Raw genomic sequence first — 19948 nt, forward strand, 5'->3', positions numbered from 1 at the left:
GCTTCACTGCCCGGCATGCGGTGCCCCTATGGCATCTGATGGAATGTTTTGAAGTCTGGGAGGAGAACAGATGAGAGTTTTGACAACAGCCGCGACGGCTCTGGCATTGGCGGTAACCGCCTCGGCGGGTATTGCGGCGTGCGACGACGGTGAAATCGTCGTCAAGTTCGCGCATGTGACGAACACCGACAAGCATCCGAAAGGTATCGCTGCCTCGCTGCTGGAACAGCGTGTAAATGACGAGATGAACGGCGTGATGTGTATGGAGGTCTATCCGAACTCGACCCTCTACAATGACGACAAGGTGCTTGAGGCGATGCTGCAAGGCGACGTGCAACTGGCCGCGCCGTCGCTGTCGAAGTTTGAGAAGTTCACCAAACAGTTCCGCCTGTTCGACCTGCCGTTCATGTTCAAGAACATCGATGCCGTGGACGCGTTCCAGGCCTCGGCCGATGGTCAGGCGATGAAGGACAGCATGCAGCGCCGTGGCCTGCAGGGGTTGGCCTTCTGGCACAATGGCATGAAGCAGATGTCGGCGAACAAGCCGCTGGTTGATCCGTCGGATGCGGATGGTCTGAAATTCCGGGTGCAGTCCTCGGACGTGCTGGTTGCGCAGATGGAAGCGATCGGTGGCAGCCCGCAGAAGATGGCGTTCTCGGAAGTCTATGGCGCGCTGCAACAGGGCGTTGTGGACGGGCAGGAAAACACCTGGTCGAACATCTACGGCAAGAAGTTCTTCGAGGTGCAGGACGGCATTACCGAGACCAATCACGGCATCATCGATTATCTGGTCGTGACCTCGGTGGATTGGCTGGACAGCCTGGACCCCGAGGTGCGTGACCAGTTCATGACCATCATGGACGAAGTGACCGAAACCCGGAACAAGGAAGCCTTTGCCGTGAATGAAGCAGCCAAAGCGTCGATCACCGACGCGGGTGGTATCATTCGTGAACTGAACCCCGAACAGCGTCAGGCCTGGGTTGATGCGATGAAGCCCGTCTGGGATCAGTTCGCCGGTGACGTGGGGCAGGACAAGATCGACGCCGCACAGGCCATCAACGCCGGGTTCTGATCCGGTCAGGCCGCGCGTCCGGGGACTGGGGAGTTAACGACGCGCGGCCTTGGCGGGCCGCTTCAAAGGCCCGCCGCAAGTTACTCTCATCACGAAAAATGCGGGGACAGAAAGATGTCTGGTGCGAAATCCGGCCCGGCTGGGCTGGTCGACCATATCGAAGAGACCGTGATTGCATTGCTGCTGGGCCTGATGACGGCCGTGACCTTTGCCAATGTGATCGCCCGGTTCTTTTTTAACTCGAACATTCTTTGGGCGCTGGAACTGACGGTGTTCATGTTCGGCTGGCTTGTGCTGCTGGGCGCGTCATATGCGGTCAAGAAACACGCTCATCTGGGGGTCGATGCGATCCTGAACATGCTGGCCCCCGCGCCGCGTCGGATCCTGGCGCTGATCGCCGTGGCCTGTTGTCTGGTGTTCTCGCTGCTGTTGCTCAAGGGTGCCTATGATTACTGGGCGGTATTTGCTGACCTGCCGCCCACATCGGGTCGCTGGTTCCCGACCGGGTTCAATTTCGACGCCCGCAGCCAGAGTTTCTATGAAGTTGACGATATTCCGATGATCGCACCGCTGCGGTTCCTGGAAGACCTGATCAACTATGGCGAATATTACGAGAAACTGCCCAAGGTCGTTCCGTATTTCATCCTGCCTTTGTCGATGCTGCTGCTGGTGATCCGCTTTGCGCAGGTTGCCCTGCAGATTTGGCGCGGTGAAACGGACCGTCTGGTCGCCAGCCACGAGGTTGAGGACGAGATCGGAGAAGTGCGCGCGCAGCAGGGAGGACATGACTGATGGACGTTGTACTTCTTTTCTCGATGGTCATCGGCCTGCTGCTGATCGGGGTTCCGATTGCGGTGGCGCTTGGCCTCAGTTCGACCCTGTTCCTGCTGATTTATTCCGACAGTTCGCTGGCTTCGGTCGCGGGCACGCTGTTCGAGGCGTTCGAGGGGCACTTTACCCTGCTGGCGATCCCGTTCTTCATTCTGGCCTCGTCCTTCATGACCACGGGTGGGGTGGCACGGAGGATCATCCGATTCTCGATTGCATGCGTGGGGCATCTGCCCGGTGGTCTGGCGATTGCGGGCGTGTTTGCCTGTATGCTGTTTGCTGCGTTGTCCGGGTCGTCCCCGGCGACCGTTGTGGCCATCGGCTCCATTGTCATCGCCGGGATGCGTCAGGTGGGTTATTCCAAGGAATTCGCCGCAGGTGTGATCTGTAACGCGGGGACGTTGGGCATCCTGATCCCGCCCTCGATCGTGATGGTTGTCTACGCGGCAGCCGTCGAGGTCTCGGTCGGGCGGATGTTTCTGGCGGGTGTCATTCCGGGCCTGATGGCCGGTCTGATGCTGATGATCACCATTTACGTTATGGCCAAGGTCAAGAACCTGCCCAAAGGTGACTGGAAGGGTTGGGGCGAGATTTTCACCTCGGCGCGCGAGGCTGGTTGGGGTCTGTTCCTGATCGTGATCATTCTGGGCGGCATCTACGGTGGTATCTTCACCCCGACCGAGGCCGCTGCGGTGGCCGCTGTTTACGCCTTCCTGATCGCCAGCTTTGTCTACAAGGACATGGGGCCGCTCAGCACGGAAGAGGGGACGGCGAATATTCCGCTGTTCAAGAAACCGCATGCGCTGGTCACCGCTTTCTTTCACCCTGACACCAAGCATACGCTGTTCGAGGCGGGTAAACTGACCGTCACGCTGCTGTTCGTGATCGCCAACGCGCTGATCCTGAAACATGTGCTGACGGACGAGCAGGTCCCGCAACACATTGCCGAGGCGATGTTGTCTGCTGGTCTGGGTCCGGTGACCTTCCTGATCGTGGTCAACGTGATCCTGCTGATCGGTGGTCAGTTCATGGAGCCTTCGGGGCTACTGGTCATTGTCGCCCCGCTGGTCTTCCCGATTGCCATCGAGCTGGGCATCGATCCGATCCATCTGGGCATCATCATGGTGGTGAACATGGAAATCGGAATGATCACGCCTCCGGTCGGGTTGAACCTGTTCGTCACGTCCGGTGTGGCAGGCATGCCGATGATGAGCGTCGTGCGGGCTGCGTTGCCGTTCCTGGCGGTGCTGTTCGTCTTCCTGATCATGGTGACGTATATCCCGTGGATTTCGACATTCCTGCCGAACTCGGTCATGGGGCCCGAGATCATAACGAACTAGGAACTGGAAGGCCGGGTGAAACGTCGTCCGGCCTTCCTCTTGAACCCGGGGCAGGGATGCCTATCTCGGGGTCAGAGGACGACCTCCCCATCACGGGCAGATCATGCGGGACGACCCGCGTTGACAATGGGTCATCTCATGGCATGGATCATGCTTGTTTTTGCCGGAATTCTCGAAATTGTCTGGGCGGGTGCGATGAAGCAATCCGCTGGTTTCACGCGGCTTTTGCCAACCGCGATCATGGGCGTTTCCATGATTGGCTCGTTTGGGTTGCTGTCACTGGCGATGCGGGATCTGCCGCTGAGCACTGCTTACATGATTTGGGTCGGCATCGGCGCGGTTGGCGCGTTTCTGGTGGGCGTCACGGTGCTGGGTGAGGCGCTGACGCCCATGCGCCTTCTGGCAGCGGCGTTGATCATTGCCGGGATCGTGACGATGAAGCTGGCCTGATTGTGCGGCCCCGGCTCAGACGCTTTCCAGCGCCTCGATGATGCCCGAGAAATCCGCAGCTTTCAGGCTGGCCCCGCCGACCAGCGCGCCGTCTACGTTCGAAACACCGAAAATTTCGGCCGCGTTGGACGGCTTGACCGAACCGCCATATAGCAACCGGACCGAGCGGCCGACGCCCTCGCCAAACAGGCGTTCCAGACGGGCGCGGATGAAATCGTGGACCTCACCGATTTCTTCCAGCGTCGGAACCTTGCCGGTGCCGATGGCCCAGATCGGTTCGTAAGCGACAATCAGGTTTTCGCCGGTTGACTGATCCGGGATCGAGCCTGACATCTGACCGCCGATGATGTCCAATGTGTTGGCGGCCACGCGCTGTTCGAGGCTTTCGCCGACGCAGATGATGGCTTTCAGGCCTTGATCCATGACCGATCTGGCCTTGGCGCGCACGTCTTCGTTTTGCTCGCCATGATCCACGCGCCGTTCCGAATGGCCCAGAATGACTGCCGTGGCACCGGCGTCTTGCAGCATCTCGGCGCTGACATCACCGGTATGCGCGCCCGAGTGTTCTGCATGGCAGTCCTGCCCGCCGACCGAGACACCAGTACCTTCAACCATCTCGGCGGCGCGGTGCAGCAGGGTGGCCGGGGGGCAGATCAGAATATCGACCGAAGGCGAGGGGTGCTTGGCCGCAAGTTGCTTTAGCTCGGCAAGCGCTGCGCCGGTTCCGTTCATTTTCCAGTTTCCAGCCGCCAGCTTGCGCCGCATATCGAACTCTCCCTGCGAATTTGGTTGTTTGGGCCATCGGATAGCATCGATGATCGGACCTTACAATTGCGGTTGCAGTTCATATCTGTGACGGGCAGTTTCCGCGCTGAGTCTTCCGAGGATGCCATGATCGACAACCTTGATCTTGAAAAGCTGGACAACCGGGACCCGCAAGAGCTTGCACGCTTGCGGCAAGCCGTTGGACAGGTTGGGTTCTTGAAGGTGCGCAACACAGGGCTGACGCGGGAACGCATTCAGAACGTGATCGCGGCCTATCACGACTTTTTCCGCTTGCCTGAGCAGGACAAACGCGCTGTCGACATGGCTGTGACCGGTTCCAATCGGGGCTGGGGCGCGCCGCAGTCAGAGCAGGTTGATCCGACAGCCAATCCGGATTTCAAGGAAGTGTTCGATTGCGGCTATGAACTGCCGCAGGGCAACCCTTACCGAGCCCAGAACCTGAGCGTGTATGCCCCGAACCTGTGGCCCGAGGAACCAGAACACTTTCAAGATACCATTCGCGCGTACTACGCGGATGCCTGCGGTGTATCCATGCGGGTGTTGCGCGCGATTGCTGTCGCCTTGGGGCGGGACGCGGGCAGTTTTGATGCGGCCTTCGACACGCCGATGGCCCTGCTGCGCGGGAACTACTATCCCAAGCGGCCTGTCTGGGCCGGAGACAAAGACTTCGGCATTGGCGCGCATACCGATTACGGCTGTCTGACCCTTTTGGCCACCGACGGCACGTCCGGATTGGAAGTACGGATGCCCGATGGGGCGTGGGAGAAGGTCCAGGCCGAACCGGGTGTCTTTGTGATCAATTTCGGTGAGATGCTGGAGTTCTGGACCGCAGGCCGCGTCAAGGCGACCGAGCACCGGGTAATAGGCGGGTCCCACGAACGGATCTCGGTCCCGATGTTCTTCAACCCAACCTACGACACCAATGTCGCCCCGCCGGGGTCAGGGCAGGTGATTTCCGCAGGCGATCACCTGACGAAACGGTTCAATGAAACCTATCTGCACCTGAAATCAGCTTAGGGCTGCGATGTAAGGCTTTCGTCAAACTTGATCGACTCGCCACAACCACAGGCATCGACCACGTTGGGGTTTTTGAACTTGAACCCGGATTCCAGCAGCGAGACCTCGTAATCGATCTCGGTTCCGAACAGGAACATCTGCGCCATAGGGGCGATCATCACCCGTGCGCCGTCCTGTTCGACCACCTCGTCATGCGGGTCGGCTTCGTCGACATAGTCCATGGTGTATTCCATGCCTGCACAGCCGCCTTTTTTCACACCGATACGCAGACCGGTATGACCGCCGGATTTCATCAGGCGGGTGATCTGCTTTGCAGCTTTGGGCGTTATGGTCACCGCCTGTTTGCCGGGAATGCCGAACATCTGTGTCTCCGTCGTCGCGCGTTACCGCTAATTTAGGGGCGTATCCCGGCAGGCTCAAGTCGGTGCGATTGGATGTTGTGAAATTTACCACCGGCTTGCGCGGGTTGCCTTGACGTGACGGATGCGCGTAGCCTGACCCAAGACAGTTTGCCAAAGTCGGCCAGAGATCAGATTGCGTTTGGGGAGTTATATTGAAATGAACAGGTTACGAGGCAAAGCTAATGCAATTTTTCATGCGGCCTTGATCGGCACCGCAGCCATGATCACGGCCATTCCCGCTTATGCGGACACAACACTCAAGCGGCATCCGATCAATTGTGCCACAGCCGAAGGGGATCTGCGGGCGATTGCATCGGAAAAGAAACACGCTCAGGACCAGCAATTGGAAAGCGTCGCCGCGATCACTCCGGCAGGTGCATTACTGGGTCTTGTGACCGGGACCGAGAACAAAAGACTGCAAATGCTGTCCGGCGATTACGTCAAAGAGTTGGACCAGCGGGCCGCAGACATCAAAGCGACCTGCGGTCTGAGTTAGGCCCCAGCGCATCCGGCAAAAGAAAAGACCGCTCTCGGGCAAGAGCGGTCCAATTTCCGGGCCGGGGATGGGGGATGGCACAGTCGGTATCGGCCCATGCGCATGACAGAATTAAACCTTGGCGGTTGTCGATGCGCCGTATGTGTCCCGCAGAAATGTGACAGCGGGCCTACAGTTAGGTAACGGATGGATTAACCTTTTGTGACAATGCCTTAAGCGCGATCACATGAACCCGAGTTCAAGCCGGGCTTCGTCCGACATCATCTCCATGCCCCAGGGCGGCTCCCACGTCAGTTCAACGTCCACTTCCTTGATCCCCGGAACCGGTTCGATGGCTTCCATGATCCAGCCGGGCATATCGCCCGCAACCGGGCAGCCGGGCGCGGTCAGTGTCATGATCACCTTGACCGCGTTGTCGTCCTTGATGTCGATCGTATAGATCAGGCCGAGGTCATAGATATTGACAGGAATTTCAGGGTCATAGACCGTTCTGCACGCCTCGACCACCTGGTCGTAAAGGGGGTGTTCAATTGTCGAAGGTGCAATCAGCGGTGTGCCTTCTAAGTGTTCGCTCGGGTGCGTCATCTTCGCCTCGGGTCGGTTGCCTGAGTGATTATATAGGGAATGGCTGTGGCAGCGTCCAGTGTGCAAAGGCCGCCGCGCGGCCCTTGACGTTAGTCGTTGATATCATGCTCAAAGGTTTTCACCTGCCCATGCGGGTGCGCAAAGGTTCGGCGCAGGCCCAGCCACGCGATCAGCGACAGCACTGCGAAGATCAGCAGCACAACCGGCAGCGATGGGGCAAGCCCCGGGATAAGCAGCAGCAGCCCGGTCACAGCGGCCCCGATGGCAAAGCCCAGAAAGATAAAACCGGGCAGAACGATTTCGAGGATGCCGAGCGCCAAAGCGCCCGCCAACCAGATCCACCATGTCAGCCAGAAGGGGTCGGCCATCACTTGCCTCCTTTCAGCATCTTGAACGCATCGCCAAAGGCTTCCAGAGCATTTGCAGGCAAGACAATCGTTTGTTTGCCGGTGCCATTGCCCAGCGCGTTCAGCGATTCCACCTGTTTCAGCGCAACCTGATACTGCGCGGCCTCGATCCCGTTGTCCTGAATGGCCTTGGCGACGACGCCGGTGGCATATGCCTCGGCCTCGGCCTGAATGCGGCGGGCTTTGGCGGTTTGTTCTGCGGCATAAAGCTCGGCGTCAGCCTGCAGTTCCACGGCGCGTTTCTGACCTTCGGCTTCGGTCACCTGCGCGCGGCGGGCGCGTTCGGCGTTCAGCTGTTGCAACATCGCGTCGCGGGTGGCCTGATCGAGGTTCACGTCCAAGATCTCGGCCCGGGTCACTTCGATGCCCCAGTCATCCACGGCGGTTTCGACGCTTTCCTGAATCTGAGCGATCAGCTGGGCGCGGTTCGACTGAACCTCATCCAGATCCATTTTACCGATCTCGGCGCGGACGATACCGGCAACGGTGGTGGCAATCGCGCCGTCCACGTCGCGGATACGGTACACGGTCTTTTCAGGCTCAAGAATGCGGTAGAAGACCGAGGTGTCGATCTGAACCAGCACGTTGTCCTTGGTGATCGCGTCTTGTGTCGCATTGGGCAGCTGGCGTTCCAGAATGGATATCTTGTGGCGTGCAACATCCAGAAACGGAACGATAAAGTTGATGCCCGGGCCAAGCACCGAGTGCAGGCGTCCGAACCGTTCAACCACGTATTTTTCGGATTGGGGAACGATCTTGATGCCTTTGAGCGTAACGATGACCACCAGAATGGCGGCCAAAAAGTAAATGATATTCGACGAAAGCAATCCAATGATCTGCTCTTCTGTCATAACTGTCCTCTTTTATTGTGTACATTAGTATACATTTGGGGATTGAGTCGCCCGATTTCAACTCTGGTATGGCGTGAATGCAGGCGGTTGCAAATAGCGGTATGGCCCATTCGGACGGTTGCAAGCAGTGACAGTGATCGCTTTGCATCTGTGTCTGATTGCGCTATCGGAACGGGATGAAACTGATTATCGACACAGACCCCGGTATCGACGATGCCATGGCCATCGCCTACGCCGCTGCCGCGCCCGAGATTGACCTGATCGGGCTGACCACTGTTTTTGGCAACACGCATGTCCACCAATCCAGCCGAAACGCTCGGTTTCTGGTCGATAAGCTGGACTTGGGCATTCCGGTCGCCCAAGGCGCGCCATTTGCCCACGGGCAGGACAGCCACAGCCCGTCCGAGCATGTGCATGGTCCCGAGGGCTTTGGCGATCTGGCTGATATTCCCGAGATCGGGCAGAACCACGACTTGTCCGCGGCCGAATTTCTGGCCGACATGGCACGTCAACATCGGGGTGAGCTGGTCGTCTGCGCCGTTGGTCCACTGACCAACATCGCCGACGCCATGAAGCTGGATGCCCAGTTCGCGCAGAACCTTAAACGGTTGGTCATCATGGGCGGTGCTGTCTATTGCCCCGGCAATATCACCGAACATGCCGAGGCGAATATCTACCACGACGCCAAGGCAGCCGATGCGGTGTTCGCCGCGCCGCCAGAGACAGTGGTCGTAGGTTTGGATGTCACGCTGAAAACCCTGTACGAAACCGCAGATTTCGAGGCGCTGGCAGATCAGTCACCCAATATGGGCGCATTCCTGCGCGATATTTCGCGGTTTTATCTGAAGTTCTACAAGGATATCGGCGGGTTGGAAGGCTGCGGCCTGCACGACTCGACCGCAGTGATCGCCTGCACCCATGATCATATGTTCGAGATCGTTCAGACTGGATTGCACGTCACCACTGAAGGCGCTGCGCTGGGGGCCACGGTGCCACATGACGGTCGCCCAAGGGTCTCGGTCTGTCGGGATGTGGACGGGGCAGGGGTCGTGGATCTGTTTACCGCCCGCGTCGCCTCGCTGCCCTGACGGGTTGCAAAGCACCGGTGGATCGGGCAAAGCCTGCCCGGTTCCGCGATCAGAGACGATGATATGACCCAGCAGTTTTCTTTTGAGCTGAAAGCCACCGATGGCAAGGCCCGTACCGGCGTGATCAACACGCCAAGGGGCGAGGTGCGCACACCGGCCTTCATGCCTGTTGGAACAGCGGCGACGGTCAAGGCAATGATGCCGGAAAGCGTGCGCGCGACCGGGGCGGATATTCTGCTGGGCAACACCTACCATCTGATGCTGCGCCCAACGGCCGAGCGGATTGACCGTCTGGGGGGCCTGCACAAATTCATGAATTGGGAGCGGCCCATTCTGACCGACTCGGGCGGGTTTCAGGTTATGTCGCTGGCCGGGTTGCGCAAGCTGACCGAGAAGGGCGTGACCTTCAAATCTCATGTGGATGGGTCCAAGCACGAACTCACGCCGGAACGGTCGATGGAAATTCAGCGCCTGCTCGGCTCGGACATTGTGATGTGTTTCGACGAATGCCCCTCGCTGCCCGCCGATCGGGAGCGGATTGCCGAGTCGATGCGCCTGTCGATGCGGTGGGCCGAGCGGTCGCGCAATGCGTTCGGGGATCGTCCGGGTCATGCGCTGTTCGGGATCATGCAGGGTGGTTTGGAGCAGGATCTGCGGGAAGAAAGCGCCGAGGCGTTGAAAGCCATCGGTTTCGAAGGCTACGCCATTGGCGGTCTGGCCGTGGGTGAAGGGCAGGAGGCGATGTTTGACTGCCTCGACTACGCCCCCGATTTCCTGCCCACCGAAAAGCCACGCTATCTGATGGGCGTGGGCAAGCCGGATGACATCGTCGGCGCGGTGGCGCGCGGTGTGGACATGATGGATTGCGTCCTGCCGTCGCGGTCCGGTCGCACCGGACAGGTTTTCACGCGTCGTGGCGTGGTGAACATCAAAAACGCGCGGCATGCGGACGATCCGCGCCCGCTGGATCAGGAATGCTCGTGCCCGGCCTGCGCGAATTATTCGCGCGCCTATCTGCATCATGTGTTCCGGTCGAACGAGATGATTTCGGGTATGTTGTTGACCTGGCACAACCTGCATTATTTCCAGGAGATCATGCAGGGCATGCGGGATGCCATCTCGGCCGGAAGCTTCGATGCGTGGCAGGCCGATTTCCATGCAACGCGCGCGCAGGGCGATATCGAGCCGCTATAACCGTCCCGTTCGGGTGACAATTGCGTGGTTTTCAGGTAGTCTGAGGCCACTTCAAGCAATGCTATTTTTAGTTCGTGACCCGGAGAGTTTTTATGTTTCGCCTTTTTCTCGGCGCAGCAATTTTCTGCGCGACACCTGCCATTTCAGATGTCTGGACCTTTGAAACCCCTTCCGAAAATATTCAGTGTTCGGTGGGCGAAGGCGCTGAGTCTTCTGATATCCAATGCACGATAATCGAAAAGTCTGGCCAGCCCGCGTTGCCGCGGCCTTCCGACTGCCAATCCGACTGGGGCCATGATTTCCTGATGTTCGATACCGGCCCCGTGGAAATGCTGTGCCAGCCGCTGAATCGAAACCGCGGCGGGTTTAACCGTGCGGAATATGGTGTCACGGGCCAGTTTGGTGGGTTTACCTGTAGCTCCTCTCGGAAAGGTCTGGAATGTCGCAATCAGGACGGCCACGGGTTTTTCCTGTCCCGCGCCGTGCAGCGCGTGTTCTGATCTTCTTGCCTGCGTATTTCTCACGCAGGGTGCGTTAATTTCGGTGGATATGTTTCCGGGACGCCTTGCAGTCCGGAAAACCTCGGGTCATGCTGCGCCAGAGACATGATGGTGAGGTTGAAATAGGGTGGTGACAGCCCCACCTTTAACCATCCAAGACAGGAGACGGCCAAGCGTTGCCTCAAGCAGGGACCAGAGCCGTCTTGCCAACGATAAGGATAGAGCATGCAAGAGCCTCTGAATTCCTCATACCCCGTCCTGCCGCTGCGCGACATTGTGGTGTTCCCGCATATGATCGTGCCGCTGTTCGTGGGCCGAGACAAATCGGTCCGCGCGCTGGAAGAGGTGATGCAGGATGATAAGCAAATTCTGTTGTCCAGCCAGATCGACCCCGGTGTTGACGATCCGGAAGTGGACGGCATCTATCAGGCTGGTGTTCTGGCCAACGTCCTGCAACTGCTGAAACTGCCCGACGGCACCGTCAAGGTGCTGGTCGAAGGACAGGCGCGTGTGCAGATCACGGAATTCCTTGAAAACGATCAGTTTTTCGAGGCGCGTGCCGAGTATCTGACCGAAATCCCGGGCGATGTGACCACCACACAGGCGCTGCTGCGTACTGTGGCGGATGAGTTCGAGCGCTATGCAAAAGTGCGCAAGAACATCCCCGAAGAGGCCCTGACCGCAGTCGGTGAAACCACCGAGCCTGCCAAGCTGGCCGATCTGGTGTCGGGTCATCTGGGTATTGAGGTTGAGCAAAAGCAGGAACTGCTTGAGACGCTCTCGGTCAGTGAGCGGCTTGAGAAGGTCTATGGCCTGATGCAGGGCGAAATGTCGGTTCTGCAGGTCGAGAAAAAGATCAAAACCCGCGTCAAATCCCAGATGGAGAAGACGCAGCGCGAGTATTACCTGAATGAGCAGATGAAGGCCATTCAGAAGGAACTCGGCGATGGTGAGGACGGTTCGAACGAAGTCGCCGAGCTGGAAGCCAAGATCAACGAGACCAAACTGTCGAAAGAGGCCCGCGAGAAGGCCGAGGGCGAGCTGAAGAAGCTGCGTAACATGAGCCCGATGTCCGCCGAAGCCACCGTCGTGCGCAACTATCTGGACTGGATCCTGTCTCTGCCGTGGGGCACCAAATCCCGCGTGAAAAAGGACTTGGGCCGCGCGCAGGACATTCTGGACGCTGATCACTATGGGCTTGAGAAAGTCAAAGAGCGGATCGTCGAATATCTGGCGGTTCAGCAGCGTTCGAAAAAGCTGAAAGGCCCGATCCTGTGCCTTGTTGGCCCTCCGGGTGTCGGTAAAACCTCGCTGGGTAAGTCGGTTGCCAAAGCCACGGGGCGCGAGTTCATTCGTATCAGCTTGGGTGGTGTGCGCGACGAATCCGAGATCCGCGGTCACCGTCGGACGTACATTGGTTCGATGCCCGGTAAGATCATCCAGGCGCTAAAAAAGGCGAAAACCACGAACCCGCTTATCCTGCTCGATGAAATCGACAAGATGGGGCAGGACTTCCGTGGCGACCCGGCCTCGGCGATGCTGGAAGTGCTTGATCCGGAACAGAACAGCACGTTCATGGACCACTACCTTGAGGTCGAATATGACCTGTCCAACGTGATGTTCCTGACCACCTCGAACAGCTACAACATGCCGGGGCCTCTGCTGGATCGGATGGAGATCATCCCGCTGGCCGGTTACACCGAAGAGGAAAAGAGCGAGATCGCCAAGCAGCACCTGATCAGCAAACAGGTCAAGAACCACGGTCTGAAAGCCAAAGAGTTCGAACTGACCGATGAGGCGCTGCAATCGATCATCCGCACTTACACCCGCGAGGCGGGCGTGCGGAACCTTGAACGTGAAATCGCCAAGGTCGCGCGGAAATCGCTGACCAAGATCATCAAGAAAGAGGCGGAAACTGTGACGGTGACGCCGGACAATCTGGATGATTTCTTGGGTGTGCCGAAGTTCCGCTATGGCTTGGCCGAGCAGGACGATCAGATCGGCGTCGTGACCGGTCTGGCCTGGACGTCCGTTGGCGGTGATCTGCTGCATATCGAGGCCCTGAAACTGCCCGGCAAGGGGCGGATGAAGACCACCGGTAAGCTGGGCGATGTGATGAAGGAATCCATCGACGCGGCCTCGTCTTACGTGCGGTCGATCTCACCGAAGATCGGGGTGGAGCCGCCTCAGTTCGACAAGCTGGACATTCACGTCCACGTGCCGGATGGGGCAACGCCCAAAGATGGCCCGTCAGCGGGTCTGGCGATGGTGACCTCGATTGTCTCGGTCCTGACCGGTATTCCGGTGCGCAAGGATATTGCCATGACGGGCGAGGTTTCGCTGCGCGGCAATGCGATGCCCATCGGTGGTTTGAAAGAGAAACTGCTGGCGGCGCTGCGCGGTGGCATCAAGACGGTTCTGATCCCGGAAGAAAACGAAAAGGATCTGGCCGAGATTCCGGACAATGTGAAAGAAGGGCTGGAAATCATTCCGGTCAAACATGTCTCGGAAGTATTGAAACAAGCACTGGTGCGCGAGCCGGAGCCCATCGAATGGGACGAGGCTGCCGAGGAAGCAGCTGCTGCCGCGACAAAAGCTGCGGAGAATGCAGGCCCGTCGGCCACGGCGCATTAAGCGGACGTAAAGAACTGAAAAGGCGGGGCAGGACCCCGCCTTTTTTCGTTTCAGAACCCAATAATCGGTTTTTTGGGGTCCAGTATCTCTTCTTCTGCGATGTATTGCTGAAACTTTTCATCCCGTAGCGCGGACCGTACGGCGAGGGTGAAAATTACCGCCGAGAACAGGGTGCAGAGTACAATGTCCCACCCGAACGGAATTTGCTTCATCGCGCCGTCCCCGAACTGACCGAGGTAAGAGATCAGGCCGGTGCCCCCGAAATAGGGCACCAGCCACAGCGCCTCGGTCACGTCCATCTCATCCAGCCGACCCCGGAACCGGACCAAAAGCAGAACCATCCCTGCCGTTAGCGCGATGCCCAGCCGCCATACGGTGTCCCAGCCGCTCCAATAGACGACCAGAGTTGCAACGGCGAAGGCGGTGACGGCCACCAGTTTGACGGCGGGGATGCGGATGGATCTTGGGTGATCGGGCATCAGGCGGCGCAGGCAGACAACGGCGATTGGCCCCACTGCGAAGGACAGAACAATTGCGGCACCGTTCAGGGCGATAACCGTGGTAAAGGGCACCGTCAGCAGAAACACAATGCCGATCACAAAGTTCAAGGCCAGCGCCCAAAGCGGCACGCCAAACGTGGACAGAATCGTCAAGCGCTGCGGCAGGAACCCGTTCTTCGACAGGGCGAGTGCAATCCGGGCATTCGACCCGGTGGCCACAAGCCCGTTGCCGAAGGGGCCAATGACCGATCCCACATTCAGCAGGCTGAGAAACCAGACCATCCCAACGGACATGATGACCGCATCCAGTGGGCCTTCGCCGCCAAAGGTCAGGTTGCTCCACCCGTTTTTCAGCATGTCGGCGTCAAGCGCGCCGATGAATGCGACTTGCAGGCCCAGATAGATGGCGGCGCACAGAATGATCGACAGGATCAGCGCGGCGGGAATATCGAATTTCGGGTTCCGAACCTCTCCGGCCATGTCGACCACGTGGCGGAAACCGATGAACGAAAAGATCACCCCTCCGGTCGATACAGCGGCCATGATGCCTTGCAGACCGTAAGGCGCGAACCCGTCGGGGTGCGAGAAATTCTGCGTGTCAAACCGACTGGCAATCAAAAGCGCCGACAGCACAATCGGAATTGCAACCTTGGCCCATGTCAGCGCGGCGTTGACCTGGGTGAAGAACTTGACGCCCAGCGCGTTGATGGCCACGAACAGCAGCATGAAAAACAGGGCCACTGCAATGCCCGCGCCGGTCAGATCTCCGGTCGCTGCGGTGTGGAGCCACGGGGCATAGGGGGCCAGGTATTTCAACATCGCCTCGACTTCGATCGGGGCCGTGGTGTTGTAGCCGATCCAGGCCGTCCAGCCCATTGCCATCGACACGATGTTGCCGTGCGAGAACTGCGGTACGCGGGCGATGCCGCCGGGGATTGGTAGCATGGCCGAAATCTCGGCGAATGTAATGGCAAGGATGAACATCGCCACCGCGCCAATGATCCATGACAGGATCGCAGCAGGGCCCGCGTGTTGCACCGCCAGCATCGGCCCGAACAGCCATCCTGACCCAATGATTCCGCCGACCGAAATGAAGGTCAGGCCCACAAGGCCAATATCCCGTTTCAGTTTGGCCATGCGTATCCTCTTGTTCACGCGCCGTTAATTCAGCGATTGTGAAAAGGATACGCAGTTACAACGCCCGGTGGCAAGCTGGGCGGGGTCAGATGATCGGAAAGGGGAATGGTGGGTGATAAGAGATTTGAACTCCTGACATCTTCGATGTGAACGAAGCGCTCTACCACTGAGCTAATCACCCATAGGGCGGCCTCTTACCGCAGGTCTTGGTGCTCTGCAAGGGCAGGAAGATCAGTTTTTCCCGGCAAGTATGCGCAGAACGAAAGGCCCCGGAAAACCGGGGCCCTGGTGTTTTACAGACCGGGCAGGCCAGGCAGTTTGGCCAGAACACCGCGACGGCCAAACGTCGTACCGCGATCATTGCCAAAGTTCACACGAACGCCAACGCCCACATAGGCCTCGTTCGAGCTGCCGGAAACCAGCGGGGACGAGATATGTGCGACGCCGATATTGCCGTAAACTTCGGCGTTGTCAGCGGCGGCATAGGTGGCACCGATTGCAAACAGGTTGTAATCCAACGCACCGACAAAGTTGTCGACAATGTCCCAGCTTGCGGTGAAGTCCCAGCGGTCACTCAGTTCGGTTGTGGCCGAAACTCCGAAAATTGTTCCGTCCAGACCAGAGACGTTGCTCAGTTCCTGGCGACCGATATAACCTTCGATCTCTGCCGGACCTGCGTCGAAGCCACCCTCGATTCCGAAAAAGTCGAAATCAGCATCTTCCAACTTTTCCTGACCGTAGAACGCACCAAACGACGCGTTGCCGCTGGTGTGCAAGTTGGCGTGCAGTGTCCAGTTCGTTGCGGTTTCGCCGAGGTCCTGAAAACGATAGCCGCCCAGATCCAACTGGGCGCTGAACGCGCGGGTGAAGGCCAGTTCAGCCGCTCCGTTCAGGTTGTAGACGTCACCAAAATCGGTGTCGGTGAAGGTTGAATACCCCAGATCAAGATAACCGCCCGTAAGTTCGACAGCCTGCGCCGCGCCGGTCGACAGGGTTGCTGACAGGGCGCTGTAGATAAAGAGTTTTTTCAAGATTATGCTCCGTTCTTTTTTTGTTGGCCGGGCCCCGGAATGTAGCCCTTTTTGCGCGCGCAGCATTAGGTTGATTCTGCTTTGGGGTGTATTGATTCACTTGAAATAACTGGTGCTGTTGCCGGGGTGTCACATTGAGGGTGAAGCATGGTGTTTCTGTGCGAAAAACCACGGACAGCCGCGTGCCATTTGACCGTATCCAGAAAACTGACGCCGCCGCCCGAACAGCGGCATGCGTAAATTTCTGGAATTCGAAAAAAACTTCAAAACGCCGCTTGACGATGCCGGGGCGGGGCCATAATACACCCCAACGTTCAGAGCGAACGTGCAGCGGGCGGTTGTAGCTCAGTTGGTTAGAGTACCGGCCTGTCACGCCGGGGGTCGCGGGTTCGAGCCCCGTCAACCGCGCCATCGCTGCAATCCTTGGTCCAGGATAAAGGCCATGAAAATAGATGCGCGGTTGTAGCTCAGTTGGTTAGAGTACCGGCCTGTCACGCCGGGGGTCGCGGGTTCGAGCCCCGTCAACCGCGCCATTTTCTTCTTTCCTTTCCACCTCAGACCATCAGCAATTGCCCTGCAAGGCCCAACTGCGTCGCGCCTTGTCAGTAGGTGTCGGCAATAATTGGTTCGTTCACACTTTGTTCTAACTTTTCTGTTGGAGACTCAGCGCCGCTCGCCTATTTCTAGGACACTTGTCTGGTTGGGGGCCTGAATGGCTGAGCTGAAGAACATCGAAGTGCGCGGCGCGCGCGAACATAACCTGAAAGGGATCGACGTCGATATCCCGCGGGATCAGCTAGTGGTGATCACCGGTCTGTCCGGATCGGGCAAATCCTCGCTGGCGTTTGATACGATCTATGCCGAAGGCCAGCGCCGTTATGTCGAAAGCCTGTCGGCCTATGCGCGTCAGTTCCTGGACATGATGGAAAAGCCTGATGTGGATCACATCAGCGGCCTGTCCCCGGCGATTTCCATCGAACAGAAAACCACATCGAAAAATCCACGCTCGACCGTGGGTACTGTGACCGAGATCTACGACTATATGCGTTTGCTCTTTGCGCGCGCAGGAACTCCTTACAGCCCTGCGACCGGTTTGCCGATTGAGGCGCAGCAGGTGCAGGACATGGTCGACCGGATCATGATGATGGAGGAGGGGACGCGCGGCTACCTGCTGGCCCCTATCGTGCGCGACCGGAAGGGTGAGTATAAGAAAGAATTTCTGGAACTGCGCAAACAGGGCTTTCAGCGCGTGAAAGTTGACGGCGAATTCTACGAGTTGGATGAGCCTCCGACGCTGGACAAAAAATTCCGCCACGACATCGACGTTGTGGTCGATCGTCTGGTTGTGCGCGAAGGGATGGAAACCCGGCTGGCCGACAGCCTGCGCACGGCTTTGGATTTGGCGGATGGTATCGCGATTCTGGAAACCGCCCCGCGCGAAGGTGACCCGGAACGCATTACGTTCAGTGAAAATTTTGCCTGCCCGGTCAGCGGCTTCACCATTCCCGAAATCGAACCACGCTTGTTCTCGTTCAATGCTCCGTTCGGGGCATGCCCGGATTGTGACGGTTTGGGGGTCGAGCTGTTCTTTGACGAACGCCTCGTCGTACCGGATCAGACATTGAAGCTTTACGATGGTGCCTTGGCCCCATGGCGCAAAGGGAAGTCCCCATATTTCCTGCAAACCATCGAAGCCATTGCGCGGCATTATGAGTTCGACAAGAACACGCCGTGGAAGGATTTGCCCGCCAAGGTGCAGCAGGTCTTCCTGCGCGGCTCGGGCGATGAGGAAATCCAGTTCCGCTATGACGAAGGCGGGCGGGTCTATCAGGTCACGCGCAGTTTTGAGGGCGTGATACCGAACATGGAACGCCGCTATCGTGAAACCGACAGCGCGTGGATTCGCGAGGAATTCGAACGGTACCAAAACAATCGCCCCTGCGGCACCTGCGAAGGCTACCGCCTGCGTCCCGAGGCGTTGGCGGTAAAGATCGCGGGCCTGCATGTGGGTCAGGTGGTCGAGATGTCGATCCGCGAGGCGCTGGCTTGGGTTGAGGATGCGCCGAACCATCTGAGCGTGCAGAAGAACGAGATCGCGCGCGCCATCCTCAAGGAAATCCGCGAACGTCTTGGATTCCTGAATAACGTTGGTTTGGAATACCTTACGCTGTCACGTTCAAGTGGCACACTGTCTGGCGGGGAAAGCCAGCGTATCCGCTTGGCCAGTCAGATCGGCTCGGGCCTGACGGGGGTTCTGTATGTGCTGGATGAGCCGTCCATCGGCCTGCACCAACGCGACAATGACCGGCTGCTGGGTACGCTTAAAAACCTGCGGGATCAGGGGAACACGGTCATCGTCGTGGAACATGACGAGGAAGCCATTCGCGAGGCGGACTATGTGTTCGACATTGGCCCAGGCGCGGGTGTGCATGGTGGGCAGGTGGTCAGTAAAGGGACACCAGCGGAAATCACGGCTGACGCCGCTTCGATCACAGGTCAGTATCTGGCGGGATCCCGCGAGATTGCGGTGCCAACTGAACGGCGCAAAGGCAACAAAAAGAAGGTTTCGGTTGTCAAAGCGACGGGAAACAACCTGAAGAACGTGACCGCCGATTTTCCACTGGGTAAATTCGTCTGCGTAACCGGCGTGTCCGGGGGCGGCAAATCCACGCTGACCATTGAGACGCTGTTCAAGACCGCCTCGATGCGTCTGAACGGTGCGCGTCAGACACCCGCGCCGTGTGAGACCATCAAGGGGCTGGAATTTCTGGACAAGGTCATCGACATTGACCAACGGCCCATCGGGCGGACTCCGCGTTCGAATCCAGCGACTTACACGGGGGCCTTCACTCCGATCCGCGACTGGTTCGCTGGCCTCCCTGAGGCAAAGGCGCGCGGGTACAAGCCCGGGCGGTTCAGCTTCAACGTCAAAGGTGGCCGTTGCGAGGCATGTCAGGGTGACGGTGTCATCAAGATCGAGATGCACTTCCTTCCCGACGTTTACGTGACCTGCGAGACCTGCAAGGGTGCGCGCTACAACCGCGAGACGCTGGAGATCAAGTTCAAGGGCAAATCCATCGCCGACGTGCTGGACATGACGGTGGAGGACGCGCAGGAGTTCTTCAAAGCCGTGCCGTCGATCCGCGACAAGATGGATGCGCTGGCGCGTGTGGGGCTGGGCTATATCAAGGTCGGTCAACAGGCCACGACCCTGTCAGGGGGCGAGGCGCAGCGGGTTAAGCTGTCGAAAGAGCTCAGCAAACGTTCCACCGGGCGCACCTTGTATATTCTGGATGAACCGACCACGGGTCTGCATTTCGAAGACGTGCGCAAGCTGTTGGAAGTGCTGCATGAATTGGTCGATCAGGGAAATACGGTTGTTGTGATCGAACACAATCTGGACGTGGTGAAAACCGCCGACCATATCATCGATATCGGCCCCGAAGGCGGTGACGGTGGTGGTGAGATTGTCGCGACCGGCACCCCGGAAGAGGTGGCCGAGGTCGAGCGCAGCCACACCGGGCGGTATCTGAAACAGATGCTTGATGCAAAGGCGGTTGCCGCCGAGTAGACCAGTCACGCATACTGCCAGGAATACGTCTATTGGGGACGGCGCCTGGCAAATCGGCGG

General features: G+C 58.4%; 18 protein-coding genes and 3 tRNA genes. 13 read left to right on the forward strand and 8 right to left on the reverse strand.

What is annotated here, in order from left to right; genetic code table 11:
- Window positions 1-70: 70 nt before the first annotated feature.
- From ACR0LW_RS01255 to ACR0LW_RS01270, 4 genes are all read left to right on the forward strand, one after another.
- Complete coding sequence (locus tag ACR0LW_RS01255) at window positions 71-1072, forward strand: DctP family TRAP transporter solute-binding subunit (protein WP_170621739.1); 1002 nt, start codon at window positions 71-73, stop codon at window positions 1070-1072.
- A gap of 114 nt (window positions 1073-1186) precedes the next feature.
- Window positions 1187-1864: a TRAP transporter small permease gene (locus ACR0LW_RS01260; RefSeq protein ID WP_480881337.1), complete on the forward strand. Its 678-nt coding sequence runs from the start codon at window positions 1187-1189 to the stop codon at window positions 1862-1864.
- Window positions 1864-3240 (forward strand): TRAP transporter large permease, encoded by a 1377-nt coding sequence (locus ACR0LW_RS01265; protein WP_170450958.1) that lies wholly within the window; start codon window positions 1864-1866, stop codon window positions 3238-3240. Before ACR0LW_RS01260 ends, ACR0LW_RS01265 begins: the two co-directional genes overlap by 1 nt.
- A gap of 138 nt (window positions 3241-3378) precedes the next feature.
- Window positions 3379-3690 (forward strand): DMT family transporter, encoded by a 312-nt coding sequence (locus ACR0LW_RS01270; protein ID WP_480881340.1) that lies wholly within the window; start codon window positions 3379-3381, stop codon window positions 3688-3690.
- Between the two features lie 15 nt (window positions 3691-3705).
- On the opposite strand, the gene tpiA is transcribed toward ACR0LW_RS01270, so the two are convergent.
- Window positions 3706-4455, reverse strand: a complete 750-nt coding sequence (tpiA, locus tag ACR0LW_RS01275; RefSeq protein ID WP_480881342.1) for a triose-phosphate isomerase — start codon at window positions 4453-4455, stop codon at window positions 3706-3708.
- 126 nt (window positions 4456-4581) lie between these two features.
- On the opposite strand from tpiA, the gene ACR0LW_RS01280 reads away from it, so the two are divergent.
- Complete coding sequence (locus ACR0LW_RS01280; protein WP_480881344.1) at window positions 4582-5493, forward strand: isopenicillin N synthase family dioxygenase; 912 nt, start codon at window positions 4582-4584, stop codon at window positions 5491-5493.
- Here the strand turns inward: ACR0LW_RS01280 and ACR0LW_RS01285 are convergent.
- Window positions 5490-5855, reverse strand: a complete 366-nt coding sequence (locus ACR0LW_RS01285) for a HesB/IscA family protein (RefSeq protein ID WP_480881346.1) — start codon at window positions 5853-5855, stop codon at window positions 5490-5492. The two genes, ACR0LW_RS01280 and ACR0LW_RS01285, sit on opposite strands and share 4 nt — an antisense overlap.
- Window positions 5856-6051: 196 nt before the next feature.
- Here ACR0LW_RS01285 and ACR0LW_RS01290 point away from each other — a divergent pair, with 196 nt between their 5' ends.
- Window positions 6052-6390 (forward strand): hypothetical protein, encoded by a 339-nt coding sequence (locus ACR0LW_RS01290; RefSeq protein ID WP_480881348.1) that lies wholly within the window; start codon window positions 6052-6054, stop codon window positions 6388-6390.
- A 222-nt stretch (window positions 6391-6612) separates the two neighbouring features.
- On the opposite strand, the gene ACR0LW_RS01295 is transcribed toward ACR0LW_RS01290, so the two are convergent.
- The 3 genes from ACR0LW_RS01295 to ACR0LW_RS01305 form a co-directional block, all read right to left on the reverse strand.
- Complete coding sequence (locus ACR0LW_RS01295) at window positions 6613-6975, reverse strand: SUF system Fe-S cluster assembly protein (RefSeq protein WP_170450947.1); 363 nt, start codon at window positions 6973-6975, stop codon at window positions 6613-6615.
- A gap of 89 nt (window positions 6976-7064) precedes the next feature.
- Window positions 7065-7343: an NfeD family protein gene (locus ACR0LW_RS01300; protein ID WP_170450945.1), complete on the reverse strand. Its 279-nt coding sequence runs from the start codon at window positions 7341-7343 to the stop codon at window positions 7065-7067.
- Complete coding sequence (locus ACR0LW_RS01305) at window positions 7343-8233, reverse strand: SPFH domain-containing protein (protein ID WP_170450943.1); 891 nt, start codon at window positions 8231-8233, stop codon at window positions 7343-7345. Before ACR0LW_RS01305 ends, ACR0LW_RS01300 begins: the two co-directional genes overlap by 1 nt.
- A 176-nt stretch (window positions 8234-8409) precedes the next feature.
- On the opposite strand from ACR0LW_RS01305, the gene ACR0LW_RS01310 reads away from it, so the two are divergent.
- The 4 genes from ACR0LW_RS01310 to lon all read left to right on the forward strand — a co-directional run bounded on the left by ACR0LW_RS01310 (window position 8410) and on the right by lon (window position 13649).
- Entirely contained in the window at window positions 8410-9321 is a 912-nt protein-coding gene (locus ACR0LW_RS01310) for a nucleoside hydrolase (protein ID WP_480581368.1), read from the forward strand.
- A 63-nt stretch (window positions 9322-9384) separates the two neighbouring features.
- Window positions 9385-10515 carry a tRNA guanosine(34) transglycosylase Tgt gene (gene tgt / locus ACR0LW_RS01315; protein WP_480881352.1) on the forward strand — a complete coding sequence of 377 codons (1131 nt, stop codon included), beginning with the start codon at window positions 9385-9387 and terminating at the stop codon, window positions 10513-10515.
- A 92-nt stretch (window positions 10516-10607) separates the two neighbouring features.
- The gene (locus ACR0LW_RS01320) at window positions 10608-11015 is read left to right on the forward strand and encodes a DUF6636 domain-containing protein (protein ID WP_170519751.1); all 408 of its coding nucleotides are present in this window, start codon (window positions 10608-10610) and stop codon (window positions 11013-11015) included.
- 225 nt (window positions 11016-11240) lie between these two features.
- Window positions 11241-13649 carry an endopeptidase La gene (gene lon, locus ACR0LW_RS01325; protein ID WP_480881354.1) on the forward strand — a complete coding sequence of 803 codons (2409 nt, stop codon included), beginning with the start codon at window positions 11241-11243 and terminating at the stop codon, window positions 13647-13649.
- Window positions 13650-13699: 50 nt separating this feature from the next.
- On the opposite strand, the gene ACR0LW_RS01330 is transcribed toward lon, so the two are convergent.
- From ACR0LW_RS01330 to ACR0LW_RS01340, 3 genes are all read right to left on the reverse strand, one after another.
- Window positions 13700-15286, reverse strand: a complete 1587-nt coding sequence (locus ACR0LW_RS01330) for an APC family permease (protein ID WP_480881356.1) — start codon at window positions 15284-15286, stop codon at window positions 13700-13702.
- A gap of 106 nt (window positions 15287-15392) precedes the next feature.
- Window positions 15393-15467: transfer RNA gene (locus ACR0LW_RS01335), tRNA-Val, on the reverse strand.
- A 112-nt stretch (window positions 15468-15579) separates the two neighbouring features.
- The gene (locus tag ACR0LW_RS01340) at window positions 15580-16317 is read right to left on the reverse strand and encodes a porin (protein ID WP_170630117.1); all 738 of its coding nucleotides are present in this window, start codon (window positions 16315-16317) and stop codon (window positions 15580-15582) included.
- A gap of 334 nt (window positions 16318-16651) precedes the next feature.
- On the opposite strand from ACR0LW_RS01340, the gene ACR0LW_RS01345 reads away from it, so the two are divergent.
- The 3 genes from ACR0LW_RS01345 to uvrA all read left to right on the forward strand — a co-directional run bounded on the left by ACR0LW_RS01345 (window position 16652) and on the right by uvrA (window position 19888).
- Window positions 16652-16728 (forward strand) — tRNA-Asp (locus ACR0LW_RS01345).
- A 45-nt stretch (window positions 16729-16773) separates the two neighbouring features.
- A tRNA-Asp gene (locus ACR0LW_RS01350) sits at window positions 16774-16850 on the forward strand.
- Window positions 16851-17029: 179 nt separating this feature from the next.
- Window positions 17030-19888, forward strand: coding sequence for an excinuclease ABC subunit UvrA (uvrA, locus tag ACR0LW_RS01355; protein WP_480881359.1), 2859 nt, complete (start codon window positions 17030-17032; stop codon window positions 19886-19888).
- Window positions 19889-19948 lie beyond the last annotated feature (60 nt).

The organism is Ruegeria sp. N4, assembly GCF_056531425.1.